Annotated in this window: 15 protein-coding genes; 2 read left to right on the top strand and 13 right to left on the bottom strand. The window is 74.5% G+C overall.

Features of this window, described 5'->3' with window-relative positions; all coding sequences use genetic code 11:
- Positions 1–57: 57 nt before the first annotated feature.
- Positions 58–1,887: an ABC transporter ATP-binding protein gene (locus tag CRP39_RS04565; RefSeq protein WP_216359602.1), complete on the bottom strand. Its 1,830-nt coding sequence runs from the start codon at positions 1,885–1,887 to the stop codon at positions 58–60.
- On the bottom strand, positions 1,884–3,659 hold the full coding sequence (locus CRP39_RS04560; protein ID WP_245853559.1) for an ABC transporter ATP-binding protein: 1,776 nt from the start codon (positions 3,657–3,659) through the stop codon (positions 1,884–1,886). The genes CRP39_RS04565 and CRP39_RS04560 overlap by 4 nt, the downstream gene beginning before the upstream one ends.
- A 111-nt stretch (positions 3,660–3,770) precedes the next feature.
- Here CRP39_RS04560 and CRP39_RS04555 point away from each other — a divergent pair, with 111 nt between their 5' ends.
- The gene (locus CRP39_RS04555) at positions 3,771–4,394 is read left to right on the top strand and encodes a TIGR03085 family metal-binding protein (protein WP_097204705.1); all 624 of its coding nucleotides are present in this window, start codon (positions 3,771–3,773) and stop codon (positions 4,392–4,394) included.
- 41 nt (positions 4,395–4,435) lie between these two features.
- On the opposite strand, the gene hisF is transcribed toward CRP39_RS04555, so the two are convergent.
- From hisF to CRP39_RS04515, 8 genes are all read right to left on the bottom strand, one after another.
- A complete protein-coding gene (gene hisF, locus CRP39_RS04550) occupies positions 4,436–5,230 on the bottom strand; it encodes an imidazole glycerol phosphate synthase subunit HisF (protein ID WP_097204704.1) in 795 nt (264 codons plus the stop codon).
- Complete coding sequence (locus CRP39_RS04545; RefSeq protein WP_097204703.1) at positions 5,227–5,619, bottom strand: RidA family protein; 393 nt, start codon at positions 5,617–5,619, stop codon at positions 5,227–5,229. The genes hisF and CRP39_RS04545 overlap by 4 nt, the downstream gene beginning before the upstream one ends.
- The gene (gene priA, locus CRP39_RS04540; protein ID WP_097204702.1) at positions 5,616–6,347 is read right to left on the bottom strand and encodes a bifunctional 1-(5-phosphoribosyl)-5-((5-phosphoribosylamino)methylideneamino)imidazole-4-carboxamide isomerase/phosphoribosylanthranilate isomerase PriA; all 732 of its coding nucleotides are present in this window, start codon (positions 6,345–6,347) and stop codon (positions 5,616–5,618) included. The genes CRP39_RS04545 and priA overlap by 4 nt, the downstream gene beginning before the upstream one ends.
- A 21-nt stretch (positions 6,348–6,368) precedes the next feature.
- The gene (locus tag CRP39_RS04535; RefSeq protein WP_097204701.1) at positions 6,369–7,292 is read right to left on the bottom strand and encodes an SDR family oxidoreductase; all 924 of its coding nucleotides are present in this window, start codon (positions 7,290–7,292) and stop codon (positions 6,369–6,371) included.
- Positions 7,293–7,368: 76 nt separating this feature from the next.
- On the bottom strand, positions 7,369–8,232 hold the full coding sequence (locus tag CRP39_RS04530) for an SDR family NAD(P)-dependent oxidoreductase (protein ID WP_097204700.1): 864 nt from the start codon (positions 8,230–8,232) through the stop codon (positions 7,369–7,371).
- Entirely contained in the window at positions 8,229–9,065 is an 837-nt protein-coding gene (locus CRP39_RS04525) for an SDR family NAD(P)-dependent oxidoreductase (RefSeq protein WP_245853558.1), read from the bottom strand. Before CRP39_RS04525 ends, CRP39_RS04530 begins: the two co-directional genes overlap by 4 nt.
- On the bottom strand, positions 9,062–10,165 hold the full coding sequence (locus tag CRP39_RS04520; RefSeq protein WP_097204698.1) for a CBS domain-containing protein: 1,104 nt from the start codon (positions 10,163–10,165) through the stop codon (positions 9,062–9,064). The genes CRP39_RS04525 and CRP39_RS04520 overlap by 4 nt, the downstream gene beginning before the upstream one ends.
- The gene (locus CRP39_RS04515; protein ID WP_097204697.1) at positions 10,162–10,728 is read right to left on the bottom strand and encodes a UGSC family (seleno)protein; all 567 of its coding nucleotides are present in this window, start codon (positions 10,726–10,728) and stop codon (positions 10,162–10,164) included. Before CRP39_RS04515 ends, CRP39_RS04520 begins: the two co-directional genes overlap by 4 nt.
- A 374-nt stretch (positions 10,729–11,102) precedes the next feature.
- On the opposite strand from CRP39_RS04515, the gene CRP39_RS04510 reads away from it, so the two are divergent.
- A complete protein-coding gene (locus tag CRP39_RS04510) occupies positions 11,103–11,966 on the top strand; it encodes an IclR family transcriptional regulator (RefSeq protein ID WP_097204695.1) in 864 nt (287 codons plus the stop codon).
- 98 nt (positions 11,967–12,064) lie between these two features.
- Here the strand turns inward: CRP39_RS04510 and CRP39_RS04505 are convergent, their stop codons facing one another.
- Genes CRP39_RS04505 through CRP39_RS04495 form a run of 3 tightly spaced genes read right to left on the bottom strand, consistent with a single transcriptional unit; the run spans position 12,065 to position 15,799 of the window.
- Positions 12,065–13,189, bottom strand: a complete 1,125-nt coding sequence (locus tag CRP39_RS04505) for an NDMA-dependent alcohol dehydrogenase (RefSeq protein ID WP_097204693.1) — start codon at positions 13,187–13,189, stop codon at positions 12,065–12,067.
- A gap of 10 nt (positions 13,190–13,199) precedes the next feature.
- Positions 13,200–14,678, bottom strand: a complete 1,479-nt coding sequence (locus CRP39_RS04500; protein ID WP_097204691.1) for an aldehyde dehydrogenase family protein — start codon at positions 14,676–14,678, stop codon at positions 13,200–13,202.
- 11 nt (positions 14,679–14,689) lie between these two features.
- Complete coding sequence (locus CRP39_RS04495) at positions 14,690–15,799, bottom strand: NDMA-dependent alcohol dehydrogenase (RefSeq protein WP_097204689.1); 1,110 nt, start codon at positions 15,797–15,799, stop codon at positions 14,690–14,692.
- Between the last annotated feature and the right edge of the window lie 51 nt (positions 15,800–15,850).

The following is a 15,850-nucleotide window of genomic DNA, read 5'->3' as shown; positions in this document are numbered from 1 at the left end:
GGGCGCCGCGGCCGCCGGTGGCCGGGCACCACCCGCGACCGCCCGGCGACCGGTGCATCAGCCCGCCGGCTGCGGCTCCCCGGCCGAGGAACGCCGCCAGGAGGCGTGCAGCCGCGCGTAGGGGCCCACGACGTCGACCAGCTCGGCGTGCGTCCCGCGCTGGACGACCCGGCCGGCGTCCACCACGAGCACCTCGTCGGCGCGCTCGGCGGTCGACAGCCGGTGCGCGATGGTGAGCGTCGTCCGGCCGTCGGTGAGGGTGTCCAGGGCCCGGGTCAGCCGCTGCTCGGTCGCCGGGTCGACGGCGCTGGTGGCCTCGTCGAGCACCAGCAGGTCCGGGTCGGCGACGTAGGCACGGGCGACGGCGACCAGCTGCCGCTCCCCCGCCGACAGCGACTCGCCGCGCTGCCCGACGCGGGTCGCCACGCCGTCGGCGAGGCCGGCCACCCAGGCCGCCAGGCCGAGGTCGTCGAAGGCGGCGAGCACCTCGGCGTCGGTCAGCCCCGGTCGGCCGTAGCGGACGTTGGCGGCGATGGTGGCGTCGAAGAGGAACCCGTCCTGCGGCACCATGACCACCCGCCGGCGCAGCGAGGCGAACGCGACCCGCTCCAGCGGCACCCACCCGGGAGCGTCGTCGCCCAGCAGCACGCGGCCCTCCGTGGGGTCCATCAGCCGGGTGACCAGCTTGGCGAAGGTCGTCTTCCCCGAGCCGGTCTCCCCGACGATCGCCACCCGCCGGCGCGGCGCGATGTCCAGGTCGACGTCGTCCAGGGCGGGCCGGGCGCCGGGCGCGTACCGGAAGGTGACGTGCTCGAACCGCACGCCCAGCGGGCCGGGCGGCAGCTCGAGCGTGCCGGCGCGGTCGACGCCGGCCGGGTCCCGGACGTCGGGCTCGGTGTCGAGCACGTCGAGCACCCGGCGGAACCCGGCGACGGCGTTCTGCGCCTCGTTGAGGACCTCGCTGGCCGTCTGCACCGGGGCGACGAACAGCGTCACGAGGAAGAGGAACGCCACGAGGGTGCCGGCGGTGAGGTCGCCGTCCAGGCCCAGCAGCACGCCCACGACGACCACGGCCGCGGTGGCGACGGCAGCGACGAACTCACCGCTGACGAACACCGCCGCGGTGGTGCGCTGTGCGGCCACCTGCGCCCGGTAGTGCCGGTCGACGGCGCGGTCCAGGCGGGCGGCGGTGCGCTCCCGGATGCCGTAGGCCCGCACCGTGGCGGCGCCGACGACGGCCTCGGAGACCGCGGCGAGCACGTCGCCCACCCGCTCCCGGACGACGCCGTAGACGACGGCCAGCCGCCGGGCGAAGAACCGGACGGCGATGCCCAGCGGCACGAAGCAGACGACGACGAGCAGCGTCAGCTGCCAGGAGTAGACGGCCATGACGACGGTCGCCACGAGCAGCTGGCCCAGGCTCACCACGCCGAGCACGCCACCCCACTGCATGAAGGTGGACAGCTGGTCGACGTCGCTGGTGACCCGGGAGACCAGCGACCCCCGCCGCTGGCCCTGCTGGTGCAGCACCGACAGGTCGTGCACGTGGCGGAACGCCCGCGCGCGCAGCCCGGCCAGCGCGGTCTCCGTCGTCCGGAACAGCCGGACGTTCATCCGGTACACCGCGACGGCGGTGAGCACCACGACGACGGCGCACAGCAGCACGAGGTCGCGGACCAGCCCCAGGTCCGGCCCGCCGGGGCCGGCCAGGCCCCGGTCGAGGACCTGCTGGACGGCGATCGGGACGACCACCCGCCCGGCGGTCGCGACCAGGGCGAGGGCGAAGGTGGCCGGCAGCCCGCGGCGGAACTCCGGCATCATCCGCAGGCCGCGGCGCAGGGTGCGCAGCGCCCCCTCGTCGCGGTGCTCGGCGAGCGCGGTGCTCACGCCGCCACCTCCGTCCGGGCGTAGGCCCGCACCAGTGCCGCGTAGCCGGGCACCTCGGCGAGCAGCTGCTCGTGGCTGCCGCGGGCGAGCACCCGGCCACCCTCCAGCCAGACCACCTCGTCGGCCAGCCCGATCGTCGCCTGCCGGTAGGCGACCACGACCACCGTCGAGGGCCGGTCGGCGTCGCGGAGGGCGTCGAGGATGCGGGCCTCGACGGCGGGGTCGACGGCGCTGGTCGCGTCGTCGAGCACCAGCAGCCGGGGCCGGCGGACGACGGCGCGGGCGAGCGCCAGCCGCTGTCGCTGGCCGCCGGACAGCGAGGCGCCGCGCTCCCCGACCCGGGTGTCGAGGCCCTCGGGCAGCCGGTCGACGAACTCGTCGGCAGCGGCCACCCGCAGCGCCGCGCGCACCTCCTCGTCGGAGAAGTCCCCGCCCAGGGTCACGTTGCCGCGCACGGTGTCGTCGAACAGGAACGTCCCCTGCGGCACGAACGCCGCCTGGGAGCTGAGCTCCCCCTCGCGCAGTGCCCGCAGGTCGACCCCGTCGAGGAGCACCTGCCCGGTGCCCGGGTCGACCAGCCGCACCAGCAGCCGGGCCAGGGTCGACTTGCCCGACCCGGTCGGGCCGACGACGGCGACGGTGGTGCCCGCGGCGACGTCGAACGTGACGCCGGACAACGTGGGCTCCGCCGCGCCGTCGAAGGTGAACCCGACGTCGCGCAGGCCGAGCCCGGCGCCCCCGGTGCCCCGTGGGGCGGCGTCGTCGCCGTGCGGCGTCTCGCCGGTCGCGTCGAGGACGGGGGTGACCCGGTCGAACCCGGCCAGCGCCCGCGGCAGGTCGGCGAGCACCCAGCCGATGGCGCGGATCGGCAGCGCCAGCAGCGTGAACAGGTAGGCGATGGAGACGAGGTCCCCGGCGTCGGTGGCGCCGGCGGCGACCCGCTCGGCGCCGATGAGCAGCACGGCGAGCGTGCCGAGGTTGGGCAGGGCCTCCATCAGCGGGTCGAACAGGCCGCGCACCCGGCCGACCGCGACCAGCCCGTCCCGCAGCTCCTCGGCGCGGGCGGTGAAGCGGGCGGTCTCGACGTCCTCCCGGCCCAGGGTCTTCACCACCAGCGCGGCGTCGAAGCTCTCGTGGGCGATCTCGCTGACCTCGGCGCGCAGTTGCTGGGCCCGCTGGATCCGCGGGCTCATCACCTGGGAGTAGACGGCGTTGGCGAGGAACACCAGTGGGAAGACCACCAGGCCGACCAGCGCCATCCAGGGATCGGTCGCGACGAGGGCGACCACGGTGATCGCGATCATCACCAGGGCGCCGCAGGCGAAGGGCAGCGGCGCGACGAAGTACCAGGACGCCTCGACGTCGGAGTTGGCGTTGCTCAGCAGCTGCCCGGTCGGGTGGCGCTGGTGCCAGGACAGCGGCAGGCGCAGGTACTGGCCGGTCACCCGGCGGCGGTAGGCGGCCTGCAGCCGGTAGCTCATGATGCCGGCGAACAGCCGCCGGCCGAGGATGCCGAGGATCTTGAGGACGGCCACGGCGAGGATCGCGACGGCGGCCAGCGTGAGCGCCGCGACGGTCGTCGCCCCCTCCTCGAACGCCGGCAGGACGACGTGGCCGGCGATCTCGCCGATGACGTACGCGCTGGCGACGGTCATCCCGCCGTAGAGGCTGCTGGCGACGAACGCCAGGGTGAACATGCCGGGCTGCTCGGCGATCGCACGCCCGATGTGGCGCACCCCTCGCCGGACCACGGCTTCTCGGCGGCGGGGCACGGTCCTCCTCGGTCGTCGTCCTGGGCGGTGTCGGCGACCGTACGGGGGACCTCGGACAACCCGCTCCGAGATCCGGTGTCCCCGGCTCCGCACCGTCGGTAACTTCGCCGGGTGACCACCTCTTCCCGGCCCCTCGTCGACCGCGAGCGCGCCGAGCTGGCCGACCTGCTGGCCGCGCTCGGGCCGGACGCGCGGACCTGCTGCCACGGGTGGACGACCGCCCACCTCGCCGCGCACCTCGTGGTCCGCGAGCGGCGCCCCGACGCGATGCCCGGCCTCGCGGTCGAGCAGCTGGGGATCGCCGCACCGCTGACCGCCTGGTCGCACCGGCTGGAGGACCAGCTGCGTGAGTCGGCGCCGCACGCCGACGTCGTCGCCCGGCTGCGCTCGGGGCCGCCCGCCTGGTCGCCGCTGGGTTGGCCGCTGCTGGCGCGGCTGGTCAACACCGCCGAGTTCGCCATCCACCACGAGGACGCCCGCCGCGCCCAGCCCGGGTGGGAGCCGCGGGCACTCCCCCGCGCCGACCAGGACGAGCTGTGGGGGGCCGCGGTGCTCTTCGCCCGACGCGCCACCGGGCGCGTGCCCGGCGGCCTGCGGCTGCGGCGCAGCGACGTCCCCGGCATGGTGCGGCGGATCTCGCGCGCCGAGCCGCCCACCACGGTCGAGGGCGAGCCGCTGGAGCTGCTGCTGTGGGCCAGCGGCCGCGACGACATCGCCCGCGTCGAGATCAGCTGAGGGAGGAACTCCGAGGGCGTCACGCCCACGGAGCTCTTCCCTCACCGCAGTGGGGAGTCGGCCTCCCGGCGGACGGGGAGGCCCGCGCCGGACAGCGCGGCCTTGACCTCGCCGATCCGCAGCTTGCCGAAGTGGAAGACGCTCGCGGCCAGCACCGCGTCGGCGCCGGCCTCGACCGCGGGCGGGAAGTGCTCCGGCTCGCCGGCGCCCCCACTGGCGATCACCGGCACGGTCACCTCCCGGCGCACCGCCCGGATCAGCTCCAGGTCGAACCCGGCCTGGGTGCCGTCGGCGTCCATGGAGTTGAGCAGGACCTCGCCGACCCCGAGCTCGGCGGCCTGCACCACCCACTCGACGGCGTCCCGCCCGGTGCCCCGGCGCCCGCCGTGCGTGGTGATCTCGAAGCCGGAGCCGGTGACCGCGCCGTCCCGGCAGCGTCGCGCGTCGAGCGACAGCACCAGCACCTGGTTGCCGAACCGGTCGGTGATCTCGCTGATCAGCTCCGGCCGGGCGACGGCGGCGGTGTTGACCGCGACCTTGTCCGCGCCGGCGCGCAGCAGCCTGTCGACGTCGTCGACGCCGCGGACGCCGCCACCGACGGTCAGCGGGATGAAGACGCTCTCCGCGGTCCGGCGGACGACGTCGTAGGTGGTCTCCCGGTCTCCGGAGCTGGCCGTGATGTCGAGGAAGGTCAGCTCGTCGGCGCCCTCGGCGTCGTAGACGCGGGCCATCTCCACCGGGTCGCCGGCGTCGCGCAGGTCGACGAAGTTCACGCCCTTGACCACCCGGCCGGCGTCGACGTCCAGGCACGGGATGACGCGCACCGCCACGCTCATGCCGACACCCCCCGCACCGCGTCGGCCTCGATCTCCACCAGCATCGCCGGGTCGATGAGCGCGGCGACCTGCACCATGGACGTCGCCGGGCGGACGTCGCCGAACACCTCGCCGTGCGCCCGCCCGACCTCCTCCCAGCGGGAGATGTCGGTGACGAACAGCCGGGTGCGGACGACGTCGGCGACGGCGAACCCGGCCCGCTGCAGCGCCTCGGTCAGGTTGGCCAGCGCCTGGCGGGTCTGGCCGGCGGCATCCCCCGGGCAGACGACCCGGCCGTCCACGGTGGCGGTCGTGCCGCTCACCCACGCCATGTCGCCGTGGACGACGACGCGGCTGTAGCCGACCACCGCCTCCCACGGGGTGTCGGAGCCGAGCCGGACGACCCTCACGCCGGCCCCCCGGTGACCCGGAGCGCCTCCGGCAGCGTGAAGGCCCCGGCGTACAGCGCCTTGCCGACGATCGCGCCCTCCACGCCGACCGCGGTGAGCCCGGCCAGCGCCCGGATGTCGTCGAGGGAGCTGACCCCGCCGGAGGCGATCACCGGCCGGGACGTGGCGGCGCAGACCTCGCGCAGCAGCTCCAGGTTCGGGCCGCGCAGCGTGCCGTCCTTGGTGATGTCGGTGACGACGTAGCGGGCGCAGCCCTCGGCGTCGAGGCGGGCGAGCGTCTCGTACAGCTCGCCGCCCTCCTTGGTCCAGCCGCGGGCGGCCAGCCGGGTGCCGCGCACGTCCAGGCCGACGGCGATCCGGTCGCCGTGCTCGGCGATCGCCCGGGCGCACCACTCGGGCGACTCCAGCGCGGCGGTGCCGAGGTTGACCCGCCGGCAGCCGGTGGCCAGCGCCGCGGCCAGCGACTCGTCGTCCCGGATGCCGCCGGACAGCTCGACGTCGACGTCGAGCTCGCCGACCACCCGGGCCAGCAGCTCGCGGTTGCTGCCGCGGCCGAAGGCGGCGTCGAGGTCGACCAGGTGCACCCACTCGGCACCGTCGCGCTGCCACTGCAGGGCCGCGTCGAGCGGATCGCCGTACGACGTCTCGCTGCCGGCCTCCCCCTGCACGAGACGGACGGCCTGGCCGTCGGCGACGTCGACGGCGGGGAGCAGCTGCAGCTTCGGCACGCCTGACAGGTTAGTGAGCGCTCATCGGTAGCCGGCGTCACCGGCCGGGCGGCCGGCGTCCTGGACCTCGACGACGTAGCGCCACGCGTCCGGCTGCGTGCCGTCGACGTCCGGGAAGCCGTAGCGGCGGGCCAGCTCACCGCTGGACGTCGACCGCCCCGACCAGCGGGCCCGGTCGGGGTCCGCGGCGAGCGCCGCGACGGCCCGGCCGACGAAGGCCGGGCTCTCGGAGATGCAGAAGTGCGGCTCGACCGCCGTCCCCTCCCGCCAGTTCTCCTCGGTCACGCCGTAGTGCTCGAGCATCATCTCCGAGCGCAGCCAGCCCGGGGTGAGCGCGACCGCCGTCGCGCCGTGCGGGCGCAGGTCGTGCGCCTGGGCGAACGCCAGCCGGAGCACCGACCACTTGGCCAGGTCGTAGAAGGCGTTCACCCGGAACGTGTGCTCGTTGTAGGCCGTCGTCCCGTCGGTCATCTCCACGACCAGGCCACCCGGGCGGCGGACGAGCAGGGGCAGCGCGTGCGCGCTGGTGACCAGGTGGGTCTCCACGCCGAGCCGCAGCAGCCGCAGGCCGGCGTCGAGGTCGTGCTCCCACAGCGGGACGTCCCACTGGAACAGCGTCTCGCCGCCCCAGACGTCGTTGACGAGTACGTCGAGGCGGTGCGACTCGGCGTCGATGTGCGCCACGAGCGCGGCGACCTGGGCGGGGTCGAGGTGGTCACAGACGACCGGGATGCCACGGCCGCCGGCGGCGGTGACCAGCTCGGCGGTCTCCTCGATCGTCTCCGGGCGGCCGTACTCCGACGGCCGGCCGGCTGTGCTGCGCCCGGTGCACCACACAGTCGCCCCGGTGGCGCCGAGCGCGACGGCGATCCCCCGCCCCGCGCCGCGGGTGGCGCCGGCGACCAGCGCGACGGTGCCCGACAGGTCCGGCGGCGAGTACTCCATGCCGGGCACCCTGCACCCGGGTACCGACAGCGGAGTGCCCCGGCGCAGGGCTCCTGCGCCGGGGCACTCGGGTGGGTCAGGAGACGGCGGCCTCGGCGGCCGGCTCCGGGTGCCGCAGCGGGAACGGGCTCATGCCGCCGCCGTCGATCGGGATCGCCTGGCCCGTGATGTACCCGGCCCCTGGCGAGGCCAGGAAGGCGACCGCGGCCGCGATGTCGTCGGGCAGGCCGACCCGGCCGACCGGGATGTTGCGCCCGCGCGAGGCCAGCAGCGCGGCCTCGTCGACGTCCGGGCCGGAGCTGAGGAACGCGCGGCTGGTACCCACCAGCCCGGGGCACAGGGCGTTGACGGTGATCCCCCACGGGCCCAGGTCCATCGCCAGGGCCCGGGTGAGCCCGATGACCCCGGCCTTGGACGCCGAGTAGGGGCCGGAGAACGGCGCGGCGGTGAGCCCGGCCATCGAGGAGATGTTGACGATCCGGCCCGAACGCTGCGCCCGCATGACCGGGACGGCGGCGCTGCTCATCAGCCACGGCCCGCGCAGGTTGACCGCGATCACCCGGTCGAAGACCTCGACCGGGATGTCGGCGACGTCGGCGCGGTCCGGGCCCTGCGGCGCGGCCGCGTTGTTGACCAGGACGTCGAGCCGGCCGAAGCGCTCGACGGCCTCGGCCACCATCCGCTGCGCGTCGGCCTCGACCGCGACGTCCCCCAGGGCGGAGGCCGCCGTCCCGCCGGTGGCGGTGATGCCGGCGACGAGCGCCTCGACGCCGCCCCAGTCCGCCGACCGGTCCTCCTGCTGGCGGTTGGGCACGCCGGTGGCGTGCAGGTCGGTGACGACGACGGCCAGGCCCTGCGCCGCGAGCGTCCGCGCGATCGCCTGACCCATGCCGTCCGGCTTGCCGCAGCCGGTGACGAGCGCGACCCGCTGCGCGCTCACCTCGCGTCCCCGGCCGGCTTCGGCGGCTTGGGGCTGCTCGGGCCGCCGTCCACCGACAGGATCTGGCCCGACACCCAGCGGGCGCGGTCGCTGGAGAGGAACAGGACCGCCTGGGCGATGTCCCAGGGGCTGCCCTCGGTCCCCAGCCCCGACCAGCCCTTGCGGATCGCGCGCATCTCCGGGGACATGTTCGCCGCGGCGAAGGCGCCCCAGATGGCGCCGACCTGCACGCAGTTCACCCGGATGCCGCGCTCGCCGAGGGTGTTGGCGGCGCCGACGGTCATGTTCTCCAGGCCGGCCTTGGCCAGGTTGTAGACCATGCCCGGTCCGCGGGCGCGGACGCCGACGGAGCTGATGTTCACGATCGCCGAGCCGGTGGGCAGCACCTCGACCGCGTGCCGGGTCATCTGCCAGGCGGTGGTCAGGTTCAGGTCCATCAGCTGGTGGAACCGCTCGGGGGTGACCTCGAAGATGCCCGCGCGGTCACCGACGGCGACGTTGTTGACCAGGGTGTCGAACCCGCCGAACTGCGCGACGGTCTCCTCGACGGCCCGCTTGCAGGCGTCGTCGTCGAGCAGGTCGGCGACGACGGCGATCGCCTTCCCGCCGTCGGCCTCGATCGCGTCGACGGTGCGCTGCGCCGCGGCGAGGTCCCGGTCGAGGACGGCCACCCGCGCGCCGTGGGCGGCGAGGACCCGGCTGATGGCGTAGCCGACGCCGGGTTCCTTGGTGCTCTGCTGGCCGCCACCGGTGACCAGGGCGGTGCGCCCGGTCATCCAGAGCTCGCCGGCGTCCCCGAAGGGGTCGGTGAGGGACTCGCTGAACTCGGTCACTGGACGGCTCCTGCCTGGGTCGAGGGGGTGGTCCGGCCGACGACGGGCACCGAGCTCGCCGACCAGCCGGAGAGGACGCGCACCACCATCGAGATGCCGGCGTTGCGGGCGCCGGCGACGACGATCGGCAGCACCTCGGGCCCCGCGCCGGAGAAGAGCCGGTCGAAGGCCTCGGGGTCGGTGCCGCCGTCGGCGAAGCGGACGCCGTTGTCGCCGACGCCGTCCTTGCCCACACGGGCCAGGTCGGCCTTGCTCCTGCCGCAGCGCTCGACCAGCCAGGCTCGGACGTCGGCCTTGCTCATCCCGGCGTCGGCCAGCAGCTGCGCGTGCTCGGGGCAGAAGACGATGCCGGCCGGGTGGTGACGGAAGATCGCGGCGCCGCTGCGGGAGATCGTGTCGGCGAAGTCCGCGAGCAGCTGCTCCGGGTCTGCGGTGTGCCGGTTGTCGACGTACTCGACGGTGCGGGTGAGCATCCCGGAGACCGCGGAGGTGCCGGCGGGCACGCCGCCCTCGACCGACAGCGGCTCCCAGGGGCTCTCCTCCTCGTTCTCCGCCAGGCAGACCTGCCAGCGACCCGGCAGGCCCTGGGTGGCCTGCTCGAAGCCGTGCGGGACGACGCCGAGCGCGTTGCGGACCATCAGCCCGATGCTGCGCGCGACGGTCGCGTTGGGCCGGAACCCGGGGCCGAAGACGCCGCCGGCGGCGTTGAGGCCGAGCTCGGCGCGGACGGGCCCGTTCACCACGAGCAGCGGCGAGGGACCACTGGTGCTCTGCCAGCCGCCACCCTGGGCCGAGCGGTCACGCTGGATCGCCTCCCAGGCGGCGAGGACGACCGGGAAGTACTCCGGCCGGCAACCGGCCATCGCCGCGTTGACCGCCGCGAGCTCCACCGTCACCGTGCGGTTGAGGTGCACCAGGGAGCCGATGACCTCGTCCGGCCGGCGGTCGACGGTGGCGAGGAACCGGTCGACCAGCGACCGGGTGGCCGGCACCAGGGGCAGCCCGTCGGACCAGCCCTGCGCGTAGCAGTGCTCGATCGCGGCCTGGGCGGCCTCGGGGTCGGCGTCGGGGACCACGGCAGGGGCCTCGGTCAGCGTCATGACGCCGCCTCCTGCTGGGCACCGGCGGCGGTCACGGTGGCGACGACCCGCGGCAGCAGCTGCCGGGCCCGGTCGCGGACGGCGTCCGGGTCGAGGATGGCCACCGGGTGCGGCGTGGTCAGGTAGGCGTAGTCGGGAGCGCCCTGGACCTCGGCCATGCCGCTGGCGGTGGCGGTGAACGCGTCGGAGCAGATGACGGCCGCCGGCACGCCGGCCCGCTCCAGGGCGATGCCGTCGGCGACGGCCGACGCGCTGCAGGAGCCGCAGTCCCCCACCCCGGTGAGCACCACGTCGCACTCGCGGACCAGCTCGGCGAGCTGCTCCTCGGGGAGGGGCAGGGCGAAGACGGTCTTGGTGCGGCGCAGCACGGTGGCCGAGGCGCCGTGCTCGCTCTGCAGCAGCGCGGCGAGCTCGTCGAGCAGCAGTGCGGCGTTGTGCTTGGTGTTCTCCAGCAGCCCGAGCCGGACGCCGGTCAGGTCGGTGCGCCGTGGCGCCTGCGCGGTCCCGCCGATACGCGGGGTGGTCTGCCCGGTGGGGTCGAGGATGTCGGCGAGGGTGGCCATCAGTTCCTGCCTCCCGGAGCGGGGGTCGGGCGGATGGGGGTCGGGTTCACGCGGCCTCGTGTCCTCTCGGCGGGATGGTCGCCGCCGGTCGTGGCCGCAGGGGCCCGGCCGGCGCGCGGATCACGGCTGGCGGACGGCGCCGCGACGGCCGGCTCCCCGCGCGGGGGGCGGGACCCGGGCTCACGCCGTCCTTGCCCGACAATGGTGGGCGGGGCCACACTCGGACAGCGACGGCTCTTCCCCCGGGTGGAAGCCCGGGGCGGACGCCGCGGAGAGGTGGACGTGCTTGACACTGCCGCCGCCGCGCCGCACAGTGACGCGGCCCACCTCGGTGCAGTTGCCAACCAGATGTCGTGTGAAACGAAAGGGCGTGCATGGGAGCCACCAGACCGTTGCCGGCGACCGCCACCGAGAGCCGGCCCGCCCGGCTGCCCACCGGCGGCGCCGCCACGGCCGCCGGACGGGTGCTCGCCGTCCTGGCCGCCTTCGGGCCGGCGCACCCCTCCCTGACCCTCAGTGAGATCAGCCGGCGCTCCGGACTCACCCTGACGACGACGCACCGCCTGGTGGGCGAGCTGCGGCAGTGGGGCGGGCTCGAGCGCGCCCCCGACGGGCGGTACGCCATCGGGCTGCGCCTGCTCGAGCTGGGTGCCCTCGCCCCGCACGGGCTGCAGCTGCGCGAGCTGGCCCTCCCCTACCTCGACGACCTCCATCAGGCCACCCGCGCCAACGTGCACCTCGCCGTCCGGGACGGCTCCGACGGCGTGTACGTGGAGGCGCTGCGGGCCCGCGGCGCGGTCCAGGTGCTCAGCCGTCTGGGCGGGCGCTGGCCGCTGCACGCCACGGGCACCGGGCAGGTGCTGCTGGCCTTCGCCGACCGGGAGGTGCAGGACGAGCTGCTGCAGGCCCCGCTCAAGCGGTTCACCCCGGACACCATCACCAACGTCGCCGAGCTGCGGCGGGTGCTGGCGGAGGTGCGGCGCACCGGCGTGGCGATCGCGGAGAACCAGCTGACCCCCGACGCACTGGCCGTCGCCGTCCCGGTCCGGGGCGAGCGGGACGAGGTCGTCGCCGCCCTGGGCGTCACGGTGCAGCGGGGGACGGTGCAGAGCCACGCCCTGGTCCCCGCCCTGGCGGCCACCGCCCGCGGCATCTCCCGGGCCCTGGGCGCCCCCTCGGCCAAGCCCGAGGCCAGCAACGCCATCCGGGCCTCCCGCACCCCCCGCTCCTCCGGCTGAGTGGTGTGCCGGCCCGGCCGGCACCCCGTCCGCACCGCACACACGGCAGAGGCCGCCGGCACCCATCGGGTGCCGGCGGCCTCTGCCGTTCGCGGGGTTCAGCCCTCGTGGAGGATGACGCCGCGGATGTTCTTGCCGTCAGCGAGGTCCTGGTAGGCCTCGTTGACCTCGTCCAGCTTGTACGTGCGCGTCACCAGCTCGTCGAGCTTGAGCTGGCCGTCCTGGTACAGGCGGAGGAGCCGCGGCACGTCGAAGAGCGGGTTGCAGTCGCCGAACAGGGCGCCGCGGACCTGCCGCTGGTAGCCGATGAGCGCGCCGGCGTGGAAGTGCGCGGCCTTCTCGGTCAGCTTGCCGACGCCGGTGATGGTGACCTTGCCGCCCTTGCCGGTCATCTGGATGGCGGCGTTCACCATCTCCTCGGTCACCACACCGGGGGTGAGGATCGCGTGGTCGGCCAGCTGGCCCCAGGTGGTCTCGACGACGAACTCGTGGGCCTCCTTCGCCGTGGCGAAGGCGTGCGTCGCACCGAAGACCGAGGTGGCCATCTCGCGCTTGAACGCGACCGGGTCGACGACGACGACGTTCTTCGCGCCGGCGTAGCGGGCGCCCTGGACGGCGTTGCTGCCCACCCCACCCGAGCCGAAGACGACCACGGTGTCACCGGCGCGGACGCCGGCGGCGTTGACCGCCGAACCCCAGCCGGTGGGGACGCCGCACCCGACCAGGCAGGCGACCTCCCACGGGATGTCGTCGGCCAGCGGGATGGCCGCCCACTCCGAGATCACCGCGTACTGCGAGAAGGACCCGACGGTGCAGAAGCCACCGAGGTCCTCGTCGCCGAGGTGGAACCGGAAGGTGCCGTCGAGGAACATGCCCGTGCCGGCGTTGAGGCCCTTCACGCACATGTTCTGGTGCCCGGTGGAGCAGGGGCGGCAGGCCCCGCAGGCCGGGATGTAGGAACACACGATCCGGTCGCCGGGCTTGACCCGGGTGACGTTCGGGCCGACCGACTCGACGATCCCCGCACCCTCGTGGCCACCCACCACGGGCATGCGCACCGGCGCGTCACCCTGGGTGATGTGGTCGTCGGAGTGGCACAGGCCCGAGGCGGCGAACTTGACCCGGACCTCGTGCTCCTTGGGGTCGTCGAGCTGGAGGTCGACCAGCTCCCAGCCCTGGTGCGGCGCCCGGGCGATGGCCGCGCGCGTCGTGATGCTGCTCATGCGATCCCTCTCAGTTCCCGGTGCCACGGAGGGACACGGTCTTGACCTGCGTGTAGTCGAGCACCGCGTCGGCGCCCATGGAGCGGCCGAAGCCGCTGCGCTTGTAGCCGCCGAAGGGGCCGCCGATGACGCCGGCACCCAGGGCGGCGTTGACCGCGACCTGGCCCGCCTGCAGCCCGCGGGCGAACTTGACGGCCTTGCCGACGTCGCGGGTCCACACGGACGCGACCAGGCCGTAGTCGGTGCCGTTGGCCACCTCGAGAGCCTGCTCGTCGTCGTCCACGGGGGTGACGCCGAGGACCGGGCCGAAGATCTCCTCCTGGTGGATGCGCATCTGCGGGTCCACGTTGTCGAAGAGGGTCGGCTCGACGAAGAAGCCGCGCTCGAACTTCTCCCCGGACGGGCGACCGCCGCCGAGGACGAGGTCGGCGCCCTCCTCCTGGCCCAGCTGCATGTACTCGAGCACCCGCTCGTGCTGCTTGGCGTTGATGAGCGGCCCCATGGTGACCTGCTCGTGCCAGGGGCCGACCTCGACCTCGGACATGTGCTGCGCCAGGCGCTGCACGACCTCGGAGTGGATGGACCGGGCGACCACGACCCGCGAGCCGGCCGCGCAGATCTGGCCGGTGTTGAGGGTGATGCCCCGGGCGATCGCCGGGATGGCGGCGTCGAGGTCGGCGTCGGCCAGGATGACCTGCGGCGACTTGCCGCCCAGCTCCAGGTGCAGCGGGGTGAGGTTCGTGGCGCAGGCGGCCATGATCAGCTCACCGGTCTGCGGCGAGCCGGTGAAGCTGATCCGCCGGATCCGCGGGTGGGCCGGGATCGCGGCGCCGGCCTCGTGGCCGTAGCCGGTCACGACGTTGACGACACCCGGCGGGATGCCCGCCTCGAGCGCCAGCCTGGCCAGCGCCAGCCCGGTCAGGGGGGCGTCCTCGGCCGGCTTGATCACGATGGTGTTGCCGGCGGCGATCGCCGGGCCGACGTCGGTGACGAACATCGGGCCGGGGGCGTTCCACGGGATGATCGCGCCGACGACGCCGTAGGGCTCGCGGAGCGTCAGGCCGAGGGCGTCGGGGGTGTAGGTGGGCAGGGACAGGCCCTGCACCTTGTCGGCCTGGCCGGCGGTGAAACGCAGCTGGCCGGCCATCGGCGGCGGGCCCCAGTGCGGGCGGCCGACCTCCTGGGACTCCAGGGCGTCGAGCTCGGCGATGTTCTCGTCGATCAGCGCGGCCCAGCGGAACAGCAGCGCGGCGCGGGCGGTGGCGTTGGTGTCGCGCCAGGCCGGGAACGCGGCCTCGGCGGCCCGGACGGCGGCGTCGACGTCGGCGGCGGTGCCGCGGGGCACCCGGCCGAGGACCTCGCCGGTGGCCGGGTTGATGACGTCGATGGTCTCGCCGCCGGCCGCGGGGACCCAGTCACCACCGATGAGCTGGGCGTTGTCGATGATCAGGGAGGCACCCGCCGAGGGCGCGGGAGGGGCAATCGTCATGTTCGTGGTCCTCAGTGCTCGTGGATGATGACGCCGCGGATGTTCTTGCCGTCGAGCATGTCCTGGTAGCCCTGGTTGACCTCGTCGAGCTTGTAGGTCCGCGTGACCAGCTCGTCGAGCTTGAGCTTCCCGGAGCGGTACAGGCTGATCAGCCGCGGGACGTCGTGCAGCGGGTTGCAGCCGCCGAAGATGCCGCCCTGGACGCGCCGCTGGTACCCGATGAACATGCCCGGGTGCTCGTCCACCCAGCCGTTGCCGACGGCGGTGATGGTGACCTGCCCGGTCTTGCCCACCACCTGCAGCGCGTCGGCGATCACCTGGTCGTGCAGGCTGCCGACGGTGATGATGGCGTGGTCGGCCAGCTCCCCCCAGGTCGACTCGACGACGAAGTCGTGGGCCTCCTTGGCCGAGGCGAAGGTGTGCGTGGCGCCGAAGACGGTCGCCATCTCCCGCTTGAACTCCACCGGGTCGACGACGACCACGCGCTCGGCGCCGGCCAGGGCCGCGCCCTGGACCGCGTTGCTGCCCACGCCACCGGCGCCGTAGATGACCACGGTGTCACCGGCCTTGACGCCGGCGAGGTGGACCGCGCTGCCCCAGCCGGTCGGCACGCCGCAGCCCACGAGCGCCGCGATCTCGAACGGGATGTCATCGGGGATCTGGATGACCGAGTACTCGCTCACCACAGCGTGCTGAGAGAAGGTGCCCAGCACGCACAGCCCGCCGAAGTCCTCGCCGTCCTGGTGGAAGCGGAAGGTGCCGTCGGGGAACTCGCCGGTGGAGGCGTTCTTGCCCTCGTCGCAGAGGTTCTGCCGACCGGTGGAGCAGTAGCGGCACTTGCCGCAGGCGGGGATGAAGGAGCAGACGACGTGGTCGCCGACCTTCACGCGGGTGACGCCCTCACCGACGGCGTCGACGATGCCGGCGCCCTCGTGGCCGCCGACCACGGGGAAACGCATCTGCGCGTCGCCCTTCTGGATGTGGTCGTCGGAGTGGCACATCCCGGCCGCCATGAACTTGATGCGGACCTCGTTGGCCTTCGGCTCATCGAGCTCGAGCTCGGTGATCTCCCACGGCCGACCCGGCTCGCGGCAGACCGCGGCGCGCGTGGTCATGCTCATATGGGGCTCCTTCCCAGTACTGGACGTCGGCCGCAACGGGGTGCCCGGCAG

It is taken from the genome of Geodermatophilus sabuli, assembly GCF_900215145.1.
Classification (GTDB): Bacteria; Actinomycetota; Actinomycetes; order Mycobacteriales; family Geodermatophilaceae; genus Geodermatophilus; species Geodermatophilus sabuli.
Note: the sequence above shows the minus strand (reverse complement) of the source record. Positions and strands in the feature narration are given on the sequence as shown.

Excerpts from the sequence above, each read along its gene's own strand:
- hisF (WP_097204704.1), bottom strand. The coding sequence starts at position 5,230 with ATGAGCGTGGCGGTGCGCGTCATCCCGTGCCTGGACGTCGACGCCGGC.
- CRP39_RS04535 (WP_097204701.1), bottom strand. The coding sequence starts at position 7,292 with ATGGAGTACTCGCCGCCGGACCTGTCGGGCACCGTCGCGCTGGTCGCC.
- CRP39_RS04520 (WP_097204698.1), bottom strand. The coding sequence starts at position 10,165 with ATGACGCTGACCGAGGCCCCTGCCGTGGTCCCCGACGCCGACCCCGAG.
- CRP39_RS04515 (WP_097204697.1), bottom strand. The coding sequence starts at position 10,728 with ATGGCCACCCTCGCCGACATCCTCGACCCCACCGGGCAGACCACCCCG.
- CRP39_RS04510 (WP_097204695.1), top strand. The coding sequence starts at position 11,103 with ATGGGAGCCACCAGACCGTTGCCGGCGACCGCCACCGAGAGCCGGCCC.
- CRP39_RS04505 (WP_097204693.1), bottom strand. The coding sequence starts at position 13,189 with ATGAGCAGCATCACGACGCGCGCGGCCATCGCCCGGGCGCCGCACCAG.
- CRP39_RS04500 (WP_097204691.1), bottom strand. The coding sequence starts at position 14,678 with ATGACGATTGCCCCTCCCGCGCCCTCGGCGGGTGCCTCCCTGATCATC.
- CRP39_RS04495 (WP_097204689.1), bottom strand. The coding sequence starts at position 15,799 with ATGAGCATGACCACGCGCGCCGCGGTCTGCCGCGAGCCGGGTCGGCCG.